This is a genomic window from Mesorhizobium sp. WSM4871 (assembly GCF_055811295.1).
This window is the reverse complement of record NZ_JBVVPU010000002.1, coordinates 241537-254589: the sequence shown is the minus strand read 5'-3', so window position 1 is coordinate 254589 and position 13053 is coordinate 241537. Positions and strand designations below refer to the sequence as shown.

The window sequence follows — 13053 nt, the reverse complement described above, 5'->3', positions numbered from 1 at the left end:
GGTTAAAACAGCGAGAGTTGCTCGCAGGATCGCTCGATCTTGTTGCGCAGGTCCTGCGTGTCGGTGAGTGCGCCGGGCGACCAGCCTTCAGCTACGATGAATGGCCTCAGCTTGGCGATCGAATGGCAGAGGCGTCCGACATCCTCGAGCCGCAGCCGCCGGTGGCGCCGGGTCTCCAGGATTTTCGCGATCACCTTTGTGCCGAGACCTGGAACGCGCAGCAGCACTTCGCGGTTGGCGCGATTGATGTCGACCGGATACCGGCCGCGGTTGCGCAGTGCCCAGGCCAGCTTTGGATCGATAGCGAGATCAAGCATGCCGTCACTGCTCCCCGCCAGGATTTCCGGCTGTGAAAATCCATAGAAGCGCATCAGCCAATCGGCCTGGTAAAGCCGGTGTTCGCGCATCAGCGGCGGTTTTTGCAAGGGCAGGGACGGTGACGAATCCGGAATCGGGCTGAAGGCGGAGTAGTAGACGCGCCGCAGATGATAGCTTCCGTAGAGCCGCGCGCTGGTCTGCAAGATGCCGTCATCGGAAGTCTTGTCGGCCCCGACAATCATCTGCGTTGACTGCCCGCCCGGCGCAAAACGCTCGCGCTTTTTGGTTCTCAGCGTCGGCTCGGCTTTAGCCTCCATTTTCTGGCGCAGCCTGGCCATCGAGAGTCGGATCGCTTCCGGCTTCTTTTCCGGCGCCAATTTTCTCACGCCTTCATCTGTCGGCAGTTCGACATTGATCGACAGCCGGTCGGCATAAAGACCTGCCTTTTCGACCAGTTCCGGTGAACTTTCAGGAATGGTCTTGAGGTGGATATAGCCGGAGAATTTCTCGTGAAGCCTGAGCCGCCGTGCCACCTCCACCATCTCGCCCATCGTTTCGTCCGGTGAGCGGATGACGCCCGAGGACAGGAACAGGCCTTCGATGTAGTTGCGCCGGTAGAAATCCATGGTCAGCTTCACCACCTCGTCGATGGTGAAGCGGGCGCGGCGCACATTCGAAGATGAGCGGTTGATACAATAGCTGCAATCGTAGATGCAGAAATTGGTGAGGAGTATCTTCAACAACGAGATGCAACGGCCGTCCGGCGCATAGGAGTGGCAGATGCCCATGCCTTCGGTGGAGCCGATGCCGCCGGATTTCAGCGAATCGCGCTTGGCCGAACCGGACGAAGCGCAGGAGGCGTCGTATTTGGCCGCGTCGGACAGGATTGCAAGCTTTTCGCGAACAGGAAGCGCTGACATATGTTCATGATATGTTCTAAAACGCAGCTACGCTATCACATTTGATATAGGGCGCGAAAAAGTGATCGCTGCCCGACCAGTCAGGTCGTCCGGAACTACACCTCGTGCAGGTAGAGGTGGTAATCCAGTTCACTGACCGTGCGCGCGACCCGCAGATACTCGGATTGCTTGATCGCCACGAAGGTGCGGTGGAGGTCTTCGCCGAGCGCGCCCTTCAGGAAGCTTGATGCCCGCGCCGCCTCGATCGCGGCGCGCCAGTCGACCGGCATGCTCGTCTGGGTCTCGGACGACTCATAGCCGTTGCCGGTGGTTTCGGGGCCGGGATCGAGGCCTTCATCCAGCCCCTTCACGATTGCTGCCAGCACCGTCGCCGCCACCAGATAGGGGTTGGCGTCGACGCCCGATGGCCGATGTTCGATGCGCCGGTTCCTGGCGTCGCCCGCCGGCACGCGCAGCGCCACCGAGCGGTTGTTGACGCCCCAGCTCGGCGCCACCGGCGCGTAGGACTGCGAGACGAAGCGCCGCCAGGAATTGGCGTGCGGCGCAAACACCAGCATCGATTCCGCCATGGTCTGGATCAAACCGCCGAGCCCGTTGAGCAGCGGCAGCGACCAGCTCTCGCCGCCGGCCTCGGCAAAGAGGTTGCGGCCCTCCTTGTTCTGCAGCGAGACGTGGAAATGCATGCCGGAACCGGCATATTTCTCGATCGGCTTGGCCATGAAACAGGCGGTGACGCCATGGCGGCGCGCCTGCGCCCGCACCAGCCGCTTCAGCATGACGAGGTCGTCGGCCGCCCGCATCACATCCTTGCGGTAGTTGAGCGTCAATTCGTATTGGCCTGGCGCATATTCGGAAATCACGGTTTCGGCCGGAATGCCTTGCGCTTTGGCTGCGGCGTAGATGTCGGAAAACAGCGGTTCCATGCCGTGCAGATGGTCGACGGAATAGACTTCCGTCTTGGCCGAGCGGCGGCCGTCGAGCACGGCATGCGCCGGCTGAACCTTGCCGTCGGCATCGCGCTCATTGGCGAGCAGGAAGAATTCGAGCTCGAAGGCGCCGGCCGGATAGAGGCCTTTTGCCGCCAGTATGTCGACCTGCCTGGCCAGCGCCAGCCGTGGATCCGACGGCATCGGCTGGCCGTCGAGATGGTACATCGCCATCAGCACCTGGCCGCGCGGCGGCTGCGTGCCGTAGAGCGGCACCAGCGTGCCGGGGATCGGCCATGCCCTGAGATCGCCGTCGCCGGTCGCCCAGATCAGCCCGGTCTCGTGCACGTCCTCGCCGGTGATATCGAGGCCGAGGATCGAGATCGGCATATGCCGGCCGCCTTCGAAGATGCTCATCAGCTCGTGCCGGCGCACGATTTTGCCGCGGCCGACACCATTGGCGTCGGTCAGCACGATATCGAAGGCTTCGATTTCCGGATGTGCGTCGAGAAAGGCCTTCGCCTCGGCGGGTGTGGAACCCGAAGGCGAGGTGATGATGGAACTCAAGTCCGGCTTGCGTGCTTCTCTCATGCCGCAAGCTTGTCTCACGCCGTGAGCCTCGCCGCAACCGCCGCGAAGGCGGTGATCAGCCGGTTCACCTGGGCCGCACTCGTCGCCGGCGAGATCAGCATCATGTTGTGGAAGGGCGCAATCAGCACGCCCAGATTGACCAGCGCGACATGGATCGCCGCTTCGAGCTCGGGCGCGTGCGCCGCCTCCGCTTCGCCGCCATTCCTCAGCGGGCCGGGCGCGCAGATGAACTCGACACGGGCGCCGACACGCGCCACATGCCAGGGCAGGCGGTAGCGATCGATGACGGCGGTCAGCCCGGCGTCGAGCCGCCACGCCAGCCGGTCCATATGGGTATAGGCCTCGTCGGTCATCACCTCTTCCAGCGTGGCGCGCATTGCCGCGAATTGCAGCGGATTGGCCGACAGCGTCGTGCCCATGCCGGAATAGCCTGGCTCCTTGGTCCTGATATAATCGGCATAGCGCGTGGCGACGTCTGCGCTCATCCCCCAGACGCTCGCCGGCACACCGCCGGCGATCGGTTTACCCAATACGAACAGGTCCGGCTCCAGCCCGTACGCCTTGGTGTAGCCGCCGGGACCGGTCGAGATCGTGTGCGTCTCGTCGATCAGAAGCAGTGTACCAGCCGCACTTGTGAGCCGCCGCAACGCCACGTGGAAGCCGCGTTCTGGCAGCACCATGCAGGAATTGGTCAGCACCGGCTCGGTGATGACGCAGGCGATGTCACAGGTCCGGAGCGCGGCCTCCAGCGCCGGCAAGTCGTTGAACTCGATGATTTCGGTCGCCCGGGTCAGGTCGCGAAATTCGCCGGCAAGCCCCGGCCGGTTGGCCGGCCTGCCGTCGACCAGCCGCACCATGGTCTCGTCGACGGAGCCGTGATAGCAGCCGTTGAAGACCAGGATCTTCTCGCGGCCGGTGACGGCGCGGGCAACGCGCAGCGCAAAGCGGTTGGCGTCGGTCGCCGTCGTGGCGATCTGCCAGAATGGCAGGCCGAAGCGCTGTTGCAGCAGCGGGCCGATGGCCAGCGCATCTTCGGACGGCAGCATATAGGTCAGGCCGCGTCCGGCCTGCCGACGGATGGCGCGGGCAACCGGCGGCGGCGAATGGCCGAACATCGAGCCGGTGTCGCCAAGGCAGAAATCATCCAGCCGGTTGCCATCGATATCAGTGATCGTGGCGCCTTTGGCGCTTTCGACCAGGATTGGAAACGGCGTCGGCCAGTCGTTCATCCAGTGCATCGGCACCCCGCCGAAGAAGCCGGGCAGGCCGTTGCCGGCCTTAGCTGCCGATTTCGGCCGCGTCTGGCGGAAGATGGCCGCTTCGCTCTCGCGCAACTCGGCGATGCGGGCAGCGCTGATGCCGCCGGCCGCGGTCTTCGAATGGTCGATCGTATCCATGAGGGCTCTCTCTCGTGCGTCATTCTAGCCAGTTGGCATCCGGAACCGCAATTGGCCGCGCGGCCCTGTAATAGTTCAGCGACCACGGTGAAGAGAACTGATGCTTGACCCCGGATCGTCTTCCGGCGTCAATGGGACAGGGTTCGTGGTTTTGGGGGAAGAAAATGCGGGGAATGATCTGCGTAACAGTGCTGCTGTCGTCGGTCGGCACGGCCTTCGCGAGCGGCGGCATCTGGTGTTCCGCCGACGATACGGCGGTGGAATTTCAGGTCGAGGCCGGCGTTACAAGGGGCATGGGCGGGCCGACCTTCAATTTTCGCGGCGATCTCGAAATCAAGGCCCGACCGGCTGGCGACAGTCTGCGCAAGACGGTCTTTGAGGATTCAAACCTGGCGCAATACTGGCTCGACGGCAAGGAATTGCGGCTGAACATCTATCGCGAGCACCAGGTCGCGGACACCTACAATCATGTCGAACTGACAATCCTGACCAAGACCAGCGACGAGGGCGTCTATGACGGCCAATATACGCTGGCTATCTATGACGCCGCGGCGGACGCGGACAAGGATGGCAAGCCGGTTGAACTCAAAGGCAAGGTATCCTGTAGAGCCGAATAACTTTTCTCGAACTAGGCGGAGATATCGATGACGCCGCAGTCGCCAGCAGCGCTGCCAAAGACGACGCGGCGCTCTTGCTTGTCCCACATCATCGCGGTGATGGCGCCCTTGCCCGGCCGGCGCAGCAGCACTTCCTTGGCATCGGCAAAGCGCACCGCCATCACCATGCCGTCGTCATAGCCGATGGCGACCACATCCTGGCTTGGATGGCAGGCGACTGATGTCACCATGGCGTTGCCGCGCGTGCCGAGTTCCAGCGGCGCCTTGCCCATCGGTCCGTCCTTGCTCGAAAACGGCCAGACGATCGCCGCCGGCGCGCCGGAACTCGCCAGCCATTTGCCTTTGACGCTCCACGACAGGCTTTTGACCTTGCCGGGATAGCCGCTCATGCGCATGTGCTTGCCGTCGGCGAGCTTCCAGCCATGCAGCGCGTTCTCCTGCATGGTGGTCACAAGAAAGGCGCCGTCCGGCGAAAAAGTGATGCCGGTATGGGCGCCGGCCCATTCGAGCTCCACCGGCTTGCCCTCTGCCGCCGGAAAATGCAGCGTCGCGCCATTGTAGCGGGCAACGCCGAAACGCATGCCCTTGGGCGAAAAGGCCAACCCCTCGACCGAGCGCGGATGCACAAATTCCTTCGTCTTGCCGTCGGCGAAGCGCACGAACGCAGCCTTCCCCGAGGCGAACGCTATGGCGCCTTGCGGCCCGGCGGCAACGCTGGTGATCCATTTCCTGCCGGCGCTCGCCAGTTCCGTCACCTCGCCGCCGGCTTTGACGGCAAACACCTTGCCGTCCTCGCCACCGGTGATCAGCCGGTCGTTGGCCGCATCATGGAAGGCGGCGAGCAGCCCGTCATTGGCCGGCACCGTCTTGCGGCCGTGGTCGAGCCGGTGAACGGTGCCGTCGGCCAGCGCGAAATGCGGCACGTCGCCGAGGAAGACGGCGGCGATGCAATGGCCTTCGAGATCAAGCGGAGCGACGGTCGGCATGCGAACTGGTCCATTCGAGATTGTTGCTTGCCGGCCGTCTACGCCAGCGTGGCTAGGTGCGCTCCGCCTTCTCCCCTTGTGGGAGAAGGTGGATTGGCGCGCAGCGCCAAGACGGATGAGGGGTGTTGGACGGATCGCCGCCGGTGCCAAGCTGGAACACCCCTCATCCGACCGAGCTTCGCTCGGCCACCTTCTCCCACAAGGGGAGAAGGAAGAAGGGGCAGCGCTAACGTTATAAGGTTCGGAAATCAAGCCGCCTGGCAGGCCTCGAAACTCTTCTTCAGCCGCTCGCCGTCGAGTTCGCGGCCGATGAACACCAGCCGGCTCTCATGTTTCTCGCCATCCTTCCAGGCGCGCTGGTGGTCGCCCTCGATGATCATGTGCACGCCCTGGATCACATAGCGCTCGTCGTCGCCCTTGAGCGCGATGATGCCCTTCAGCCGCAGGATGTTAGGGCCTTCCATCTGGGTGATCTTCTCGATCCACGGGAAGAATTTCTTCGGATCCATCTCGCCGCCGCGCAACGACACCGACTGCACCGTCACGTCATGGATGTCGGAAGCGTGGGCGTGATGGTGGTGCCCCTCATGATCATGGTGGTGGTGATCATGGCCGTCATGATCGTGATGGTCGTGATCATGATGATCGTGTTCGTCATGCGCCTCGAGAAAATGCGGATCGTTCTCCAGCGCCCGGGCAAGATCGAAGGCGCCGCGATCGAGAACCTCCGACAGCGCCACGCCGGCGCGCGTCGTGCGATGGATCCTGGCCGCCGGGTTGATGGCGCGGATCGTCGCCTCGACCTTGGCGAGCTCTTCCGGCGTTACCAGGTCGGTCTTGTTGAGCACGACGACATCGGCAAAGGCGATCTGGTCTTCGGCTTCCCGGGAATCCTTCAGCCGCAACGGCAGATGCTTGGCGTCAACCAGCGCCACCACTGCGTCGAGCTTGGTCTTGGAGCGCACGTCGTCATCCATGAAGAAGGTCTGCGCCACCGGCACGGGATCGGCGAGGCCGGTCGTTTCGACCACGATGGCGTCGAAGCGGCCGGGCCGGCGCATCAGGCCTTCGACGACACGGATCAGGTCGCCGCGCACCGTGCAGCATACGCAGCCATTGTTCATCTCGTAGATTTCCTCGTCGGATTCCACGATCAGCTCATTGTCGATGCCGATCTCGCCGAACTCGTTGACGATGACGGCATAGCGCTTGCCATGGTTTTCCGAGAGGATGCGATTGAGCAGCGTCGTCTTGCCGGCGCCGAGATAGCCGGTGAGAACGGTTACAGGTATCTGCGTCGTCTGTGCATCGCTCATGTTTGGGCCTCGAAAAGGAGATTGTCGGCTCCATATAGGATGTGTGCCGGGCATTTGCACGCTGCAAACCGCCAGGCCAAAAAATCGATGCAGGGCCTCGATCGCCACAGGTTTCGCGGTCTGGCAGGAATTCTTGAGGGGACGGGAGAACAAAATGAACCTTGTCACCCATAAGAAATTCAAATGCGGCCGGCTTATGCCATGGGGGAAAGGCACAGTCGTCAGCGGAGCGAAAGGGTTCGTCTATCTTTGCGGAAATACGGCGACGGCTGGCGACTACGATCCGGCCGGTAAAAAGGGCGGCGGCTTCGCGGGCGATTCGGCCGCGCAGTGGCGCGAGATTCTGACGAATATCAAATCCGATCTGGAAGAACTCGGCAGCGCGCTCGATCATCTCATCAGGATGACTTTCTTCATCAAGGGACCATTTCCGGATGGAGGCGTCCTCAGTTCCCCCAATTTTCGCCTGGACGTGCTGGACGAGTTCTTTGCCGAGCATTGTCCGAAACATTGCAGCTATAACAATCCGCCGCCGTCGGAAGTGATCGGCGTTGCAGCGCTGGCCCAACCCGATATCGTCGTTGAAATCGTTGCGGTCGCGGCGCTGCCGGACTAACCGCCGGTAAGCGACAAGCCTGACGTCCTGGCGCGGCCGCGCGTCGTCCATCGGCTGCGCTCGAAGCTGCGTTGCCGCCAAAGTCCTTTGTCATCTAACTGAAATAAACATCTGGCATCACCACGGCGGACATCGCAATGCTTGCCGGCAAAGCTGTTTCTCGGCGCCGGATTCTTTTGATCGTCGATTGCCAACCGGCCGGCAGCTTCTATGCTGCTCGCACCGGTTCGGCCGAAGAGGGATGACCATGGCCAAGGCGGACAAGACTGCGACAATGAGCCGGCTGCATTCGGCGGCGCGGCTGGCGCGAACGGCACTCGCCGCGCGGCTTCTGGCGCACGGCTTCTATGCCGGGCAGGACCAGATCATGCTGGCGCTTGACCGCGAGGACGGCCAGACGCCCGGCAATCTCGCCGGCCGCCTCGGCGTGCGCCCGCCGACCATCACCAAGACCATCAACCGGTTGCAGGCGCAGGGCTTCCTGGAAAAGCGCGCCTCGGTGAACGATGCCCGTCAGGCCCACATCTTCCTCACCGATACCGGCCGCGAAATCATCCACGCCATCGAGAAATCGGTGAAAAAGACCGAAAAGCAGGCGCTGAAAGGCCTCGACAAGAAGGACCAGAAGGCGCTGTTCAAATTGCTCGCCCGCATCGAGGCGAATCTTTCCAACGAGGAGATGGTGCTCCTCGACGACGACACCGACCTCGACGACTGATCGAGGGCCTGCAGTCTGCACACTGTTGGGCGACCTGCATTAGCTCGCAATTGGCGATCGGCGGATCAGCGACGACCAACGTCCCGGCGTGACGCCGAACGCCTTCTTGAAATGCCTGATAAAATGGCTCTGGTCGCTGAAACCGGCGGCGATAGCGATCTCCGCCAGCGGCTCGTTCGCCTCGATCATCCGGCGCGCCCGTTGCAACCGCCGCATGAGCAGGAAACGGTGCGGGCTGGTCGAGAAGGTGGCGCGGAAGTGCCGTGACAGCCTGTAGCGATCGAGCCCGGTGATCGCCTCCAGCTCCTCGGAGCGTACAGTGCGCCCGGCATTCTCCTCCAGATAGTCGCGCGCCAGGCTGGCGGCGCGCCAGGCCGTCTTTGCCACAGGCTTAGCCGGCTGGCCGGCGTGCCGCGCAAGGCATTGCGTGAGCTGCGCCATGAAATCGGCGACAAACAGCTCGTCCAGTTCCCGGTCCAGCGGTGCTAGCGCCGAAAGCAGCGTCGTGCAGAAAGCGTGGTCGCTCACCACGGCCTCCCTGACGAAAGGCAGTGACGCGCCGCCAAGGCAGTCCAGCATCAGCGACGGCTCGAGATAGAGCATTCGGTAGCGCAAACCATCCTCGGTGCCGGCGCCGCCATCGTGCAATTCGTCGGGATGGAGCACAATGACCTGGCCTGGCAGGCTGTGCTGCATCGCGCCGCGATAGCGGAAGCGCTGCACGCCGGAGAACGTCACCCCGATCGCATAGGTGTCGTGGCGGTGGAGATCGAAGGCGCTGCCATGGAACCGCGCCTCTATGCGCTCCATGCCGGCAGCGCCGGGCGCCGAGACGATGCAATCTTCGGCCGCGTTCGTGCACAAACGTTCAAGACCCTGGCGGGCCTGCTGGCCTAGATCGTGCGGCATCGCTTCAATCATGTTCTGGTGACTGTCTCATGTTCGATACGAAATTTGCAATCGTGCTCAGGGATGACCTTCCCGTCTGGCAGAAGCTCAATGTCACCGCTTTCTTGACCAGCGGCATCGTCGCACAATTTCCCCAGATCATCGGCGAGCCCTACCGGGACCGAGCCGGCAATCTCTACAACCCGCTCTCGATCCAGCCGGTCATCGTGCTTTCGGCCGACCAGCCGACGCTTGCCGCGATCCACCGGCGGGCGCTGGAGCGTGGCGTGACGACGTCGCTCTATGTCGAGGAGATGTTCTCGACCGGCCACGATGTCGCCAACCGCGCCGTCTTTGCCGAATTCGCCCCCGACGACGCCAAGGTCGTCGGCATCGCATTGCGTGCCGAGAAGAAGCAGGTCGACAAGATCACCAAGGGCTCCCGCATGCACGCTTAGAACCGCCCTACGTCATGATCCTGGGGTCTGCGCCGCGTCGCTTCGCTCCTTGCTCCGCCCCAGGACGACGATTACGAAGGACGTTCAGGCTAATCTCCAGTTGGCGGCTCCTGTTGTACCAGCCTCTTTTGGCTTGCCGGCAGGTCACAATTGCCGCAAAGGTGAGGCTCTACCTCGGTACCCGGCCTGAAATTGAGTCCTTCCCCAAAACAAGACGAAAGCGCGACGCCTCCGGCGGCGATTCTCTGCATGCTTTCGGTCTATGTATTCTTCACCTTCCTCGACACCTCAAGCAAATATCTTGTCCTTGCCGGCGTCTCGGCGCTGATCGTCGCCTGGGTTCGCTTTGCCGTACATGTCCTGCTGGTCGGCACGTTTCTGCGCGGATGGCGCGAGCCGGCGCGCTTCCGCCCCGCCAACCTGCCGGCGCAGGTCGCGCGCGGTCTGTTCCTGTTCGGCTCGACCATTTTCAACGTTCTGGCGCTGCAGACCTTGCAGCTCGCGGAAACCACGTCGATCTATTTCTTCGGGCCGATGATAATCACCGCGCTCGCCGGTCCGTTGCTTGGCGAATGGGCGGGCTGGCGCCGCTGGTTGGCGATCCTGACCGGCTTTGTCGGGGTTCTCATCATCACCCGCCCCGGCGTCGGCGCCTTCGGCATCGGACATGTCTTCGCCATCTGCTCGATACTGTCGAACTGCTTCTACGTCATCATGACGCGTCGCCTGGCGGCGACCGAAACCGCCGAGAGCCTCATCCTTTTTTCGGCGCTGGCGCCGGCCGTCGTGCTTTTGCCCCTGCTGCCGTTCTCATTTTCCCTGCCCCATGATGGATGGCATTGGTTCATCCTGCTGATGCTCGGCGTCTTCGGCGGCATCGGCCACTGGCTCCTGGTGCAGGCCTATCGGCTTGCGACCACCACGGCGCTCGCCCCCTATCCCTATTCGCAGATGATCTGGATGATCATTTCCGGTTGGCTCGTCTTCAACCAGTTTCCCGACCGCTGGACGCTTATTGGCGCCGCCGTCATCGTCGCCAGCGGCCTCTATATCGTCCATCGCGAACACCGGCTTCGCCTGCGCAATCACGCAGCACTGGACGCGGAGGCGGAAACGCTGGCGAAAAAACTTTGATTTGCTGCCGATCGATGGCATATAGGCCGCCTTTAAACAGTTTAAAAAACGATCGGGGAGCGAAGGGCTGGCACAGAAGATCAAGCTTTCGACGATCGCGGATGCGCTGGGCGTGTCCACGGCGACGGTTTCGCTGGCGTTGCGCGACAGTCCGCTGGTCGCCGGCGCCACCCGCGACCGCATCAAGGAGCACGCCCGCGCCATCGGCTATATCTACAACCGCCGCGCCGCCAGCCTGCGCACCTCGCGCTCGGGCATTGTCGGCGTCGTCGTCCACGACATCATGAACCCCTTCTTCGCCGAGATCCTGCGCTCGATCGAAAGTGAGCTCGACCGCAGCCGGCAAACCTTCATCCTGTCGAACCATTACGACCAGCTCGAAAAGCAGCGCACCTTCATCGACACGCTTTTGCAGCTCGGCGCCGACGGCGTCATCATGTCGCCGGCCATCGGCACGCCGGCCGCCGACATCCTGATGGCCGAGGAAAACGGTCTGCCGGCGGTGCTGATCGCGCGCACCGTCGAGGGCGCCGACGTGCCGGTGTTTCGCGGCGACGACGCCTATGGCACAGGGCTTGCCACCAACCATCTGATCTCGCTCGGCCACAAGCGCATCGCCATGATCGGCGGCACCGACCAGACCTCGACCGGCCGCGATCGCTACCAGGGTTATGTCAACGCCATGGAGGCGGCCGGGCTGGAGGTCAGACCGTCCTGGCGCATTGCCGGCCCACGCACCAAGCAGGCCGGCTTCGAGGCCGCCGGCCAGTTCCTGGCATTGAAGGACAAGCCGACCGCCGCCTGCTGCTGGAACGACCTCGTCGCCATCGGCCTGATGAACGGCATTGCGCGCGCCGGGCTGGTGCCCGGCATTGACATATCCGTGACCGGCTACGACGATCTCGAGGAAGCGGCGATCGCCACCCCGGCGCTGACCACCGTCTGGAACGGCCAGCGCGAGGTCGGCCGCCGTGCCGCCAGCGCCCTGCTCGACAAGCTCAACGGACAGACGGTGCGGCCGTCGCAGGAACTGATCAAGCCGGAGCTGCATGTGCGCCAGTCGACCGGCAAACCGGTGGAACGTGCATGACAAAGACCGAAGAACTGCGGGCGGTTACCATCCTGGTGCCGGGCCAATTCAACGACCATGCCGTTGGCCGCATCGACCGGACGTTGCGGCAGGTCAAGATCGAACGCGCCGACCCCTCGCTGGTCACCGATGATATGCGCCGGACAGTGCGCGGCATCGCCTCGTTCGGCGGCATCAATGCTGCCTTCATCGACGCGCTGCCAAACCTCGAGATCATCGCCAATTTCGGCGTCGGCTATGATTCGGTCGATACCCGCCATGCCGCGCAGCGCGGCATCATGGTCACCAACACGCCCGACGTGCTGACCGAGGAGGTCGCCGACACGGCGCTCGGGCTCTTGATCAACACCATCCGCGAATTGCCGCGCGCCGAAACCTGGCTGCGCGACGGCAGCTGGGTGCGCGAGGGCAACTATCCCTTGAGCCGGCTGACCTTGCGCGGCCGCGCGGTTGGCATTTTTGGCATGGGCCGTATCGGGCTGGCCATTGCCCGGCGGCTGGAGGCGTTCGGCCTGCCGTCGATCGCCTATCACAACCGGCGCCGGGTTGAAGGCCTGCCCTACGACTACCACCCGACGCTGAAAGGCCTGGCTAGCGCGGTCGACACGCTGATCTCGGTGGCGCCAGGCGGCGCCTCGACCGAAAAGGCGGTCAATGCCGAAATCCTTGAGGCGCTCGGCCCGAACGGCGTCTTCATCAATATCGGCCGTGGCAGCACGGTGGACGAGGCAGCACTTGCCGCGGCACTCGCCAACAAAACCATCGCCGCAGCCGGGCTCGATGTCTTCGCCGACGAACCGAACGTGCCTCGGTCGCTGCTCGACGCGCCCAACACGTCGCTCTTGCCACATGTCGGCTCGGCTTCCGAGCACACCCGCCGCGCCATGGCGGATCTGTGCGTCGACAATCTGGTTTCCTGGTTCTCGCAAGGACGGGCGCTCACCCCCGTGCCGGAGACTGAAAAGGTCAAGGCGCGGCGCTAGCAAGGGCCTGCCACACCTGTTAACGCTGGCCGCCGGATTTTACCCGGCATCGAGCGTGCGAAATTCTGGCGAGAGCAGGATGACGGCACGGTCAC

Annotated in this window: 13 protein-coding genes; 7 read left to right on the top strand and 6 right to left on the bottom strand. The window is 63.2% G+C overall.

Annotation, left to right across the window (positions count from 1 at the left end):
- Positions 1-2 precede the first annotated feature (2 nt).
- The 3 genes from AC0L2H_RS04605 to AC0L2H_RS04595 all read right to left on the bottom strand — a co-directional run bounded on the left by AC0L2H_RS04605 (position 3) and on the right by AC0L2H_RS04595 (position 4152).
- Positions 3-1238: a putative DNA modification/repair radical SAM protein gene (locus AC0L2H_RS04605; RefSeq protein WP_473589094.1), complete on the bottom strand. Its 1236-nt coding sequence runs from the start codon at positions 1236-1238 to the stop codon at positions 3-5.
- Positions 1239-1333: 95 nt separating this feature from the next.
- Positions 1334-2755, bottom strand: coding sequence for a glutamine synthetase family protein (locus AC0L2H_RS04600; RefSeq protein WP_473589093.1), 1422 nt, complete (start codon positions 2753-2755; stop codon positions 1334-1336).
- A 14-nt stretch (positions 2756-2769) separates the two neighbouring features.
- Positions 2770-4152: an aspartate aminotransferase family protein gene (locus AC0L2H_RS04595; protein ID WP_473589092.1), complete on the bottom strand. Its 1383-nt coding sequence runs from the start codon at positions 4150-4152 to the stop codon at positions 2770-2772.
- Positions 4153-4316: 164 nt separating this feature from the next.
- Here AC0L2H_RS04595 and AC0L2H_RS04590 point away from each other — a divergent pair, with 164 nt between their 5' ends.
- Positions 4317-4769 carry a hypothetical protein gene (locus AC0L2H_RS04590; protein WP_473589091.1) on the top strand — a complete coding sequence of 151 codons (453 nt, stop codon included), beginning with the start codon at positions 4317-4319 and terminating at the stop codon, positions 4767-4769.
- A gap of 11 nt (positions 4770-4780) precedes the next feature.
- On the opposite strand, the gene AC0L2H_RS04585 is transcribed toward AC0L2H_RS04590, so the two are convergent.
- Complete coding sequence (locus tag AC0L2H_RS04585; RefSeq protein ID WP_473589090.1) at positions 4781-5755, bottom strand: WD40 repeat domain-containing protein; 975 nt, start codon at positions 5753-5755, stop codon at positions 4781-4783.
- Positions 5756-6003: 248 nt separating this feature from the next.
- Complete coding sequence (locus AC0L2H_RS04580; RefSeq protein ID WP_473589089.1) at positions 6004-7071, bottom strand: CobW family GTP-binding protein; 1068 nt, start codon at positions 7069-7071, stop codon at positions 6004-6006.
- A gap of 154 nt (positions 7072-7225) precedes the next feature.
- On the opposite strand from AC0L2H_RS04580, the gene AC0L2H_RS04575 reads away from it, so the two are divergent.
- Positions 7226-7687 (top strand): RidA family protein, encoded by a 462-nt coding sequence (locus AC0L2H_RS04575; RefSeq protein WP_473589088.1) that lies wholly within the window; start codon positions 7226-7228, stop codon positions 7685-7687.
- A 247-nt stretch (positions 7688-7934) separates the two neighbouring features.
- Positions 7935-8405, top strand: coding sequence for a MarR family winged helix-turn-helix transcriptional regulator (locus AC0L2H_RS04570; RefSeq protein WP_008872554.1), 471 nt, complete (start codon positions 7935-7937; stop codon positions 8403-8405).
- A 39-nt stretch (positions 8406-8444) separates the two neighbouring features.
- Here the strand turns inward: AC0L2H_RS04570 and AC0L2H_RS04565 are convergent, their stop codons facing one another.
- Complete coding sequence (locus AC0L2H_RS04565) at positions 8445-9314, bottom strand: AraC family transcriptional regulator (protein WP_473589087.1); 870 nt, start codon at positions 9312-9314, stop codon at positions 8445-8447.
- Positions 9315-9343: 29 nt separating this feature from the next.
- Here AC0L2H_RS04565 and AC0L2H_RS04560 point away from each other — a divergent pair, with 29 nt between their 5' ends.
- The 4 genes from AC0L2H_RS04560 to AC0L2H_RS04545 all read left to right on the top strand — a co-directional run bounded on the left by AC0L2H_RS04560 (position 9344) and on the right by AC0L2H_RS04545 (position 12958).
- Complete coding sequence (locus AC0L2H_RS04560; protein WP_473589086.1) at positions 9344-9751, top strand: DUF2000 family protein; 408 nt, start codon at positions 9344-9346, stop codon at positions 9749-9751.
- A gap of 249 nt (positions 9752-10000) precedes the next feature.
- Positions 10001-10885 carry a DMT family transporter gene (locus AC0L2H_RS04555; RefSeq protein WP_473589085.1) on the top strand — a complete coding sequence of 295 codons (885 nt, stop codon included), beginning with the start codon at positions 10001-10003 and terminating at the stop codon, positions 10883-10885.
- 67 nt (positions 10886-10952) lie between these two features.
- Positions 10953-11975: a LacI family DNA-binding transcriptional regulator gene (locus AC0L2H_RS04550; protein ID WP_097574511.1), complete on the top strand. Its 1023-nt coding sequence runs from the start codon at positions 10953-10955 to the stop codon at positions 11973-11975.
- The gene (locus AC0L2H_RS04545) at positions 11972-12958 is read left to right on the top strand and encodes a 2-hydroxyacid dehydrogenase (protein WP_473589084.1); all 987 of its coding nucleotides are present in this window, start codon (positions 11972-11974) and stop codon (positions 12956-12958) included. Before AC0L2H_RS04550 ends, AC0L2H_RS04545 begins: the two co-directional genes overlap by 4 nt.
- Positions 12959-13053 lie beyond the last annotated feature (95 nt).

Coding starts and splice junctions, on each gene's coding strand:
- AC0L2H_RS04575 (WP_473589088.1), top strand. CDS start 7,226: ATGAACCTTGTCACCCATAAGAAATTCAAATGCGGCCGGCTTATGCCA.
- AC0L2H_RS04560 (WP_473589086.1), top strand. CDS start 9,344: ATGTTCGATACGAAATTTGCAATCGTGCTCAGGGATGACCTTCCCGTC.
- AC0L2H_RS04545 (WP_473589084.1), top strand. CDS start 11,972: ATGACAAAGACCGAAGAACTGCGGGCGGTTACCATCCTGGTGCCGGGC.
- AC0L2H_RS04565 (WP_473589087.1), bottom strand. CDS start 9,314: ATGCCGCACGATCTAGGCCAGCAGGCCCGCCAGGGTCTTGAACGTTTG.
- AC0L2H_RS04580 (WP_473589089.1), bottom strand. CDS start 7,071: ATGAGCGATGCACAGACGACGCAGATACCTGTAACCGTTCTCACCGGC.
- AC0L2H_RS04595 (WP_473589092.1), bottom strand. CDS start 4,152: ATGGATACGATCGACCATTCGAAGACCGCGGCCGGCGGCATCAGCGCT.
- AC0L2H_RS04570 (WP_008872554.1), top strand. CDS start 7,935: ATGGCCAAGGCGGACAAGACTGCGACAATGAGCCGGCTGCATTCGGCG.
- AC0L2H_RS04555 (WP_473589085.1), top strand. CDS start 10,001: ATGCTTTCGGTCTATGTATTCTTCACCTTCCTCGACACCTCAAGCAAA.
- AC0L2H_RS04585 (WP_473589090.1), bottom strand. CDS start 5,755: ATGCCGACCGTCGCTCCGCTTGATCTCGAAGGCCATTGCATCGCCGCC.
- AC0L2H_RS04590 (WP_473589091.1), top strand. CDS start 4,317: ATGCGGGGAATGATCTGCGTAACAGTGCTGCTGTCGTCGGTCGGCACG.
- AC0L2H_RS04600 (WP_473589093.1), bottom strand. CDS start 2,755: ATGAGAGAAGCACGCAAGCCGGACTTGAGTTCCATCATCACCTCGCCT.
- AC0L2H_RS04605 (WP_473589094.1), bottom strand. CDS start 1,238: ATGTCAGCGCTTCCTGTTCGCGAAAAGCTTGCAATCCTGTCCGACGCG.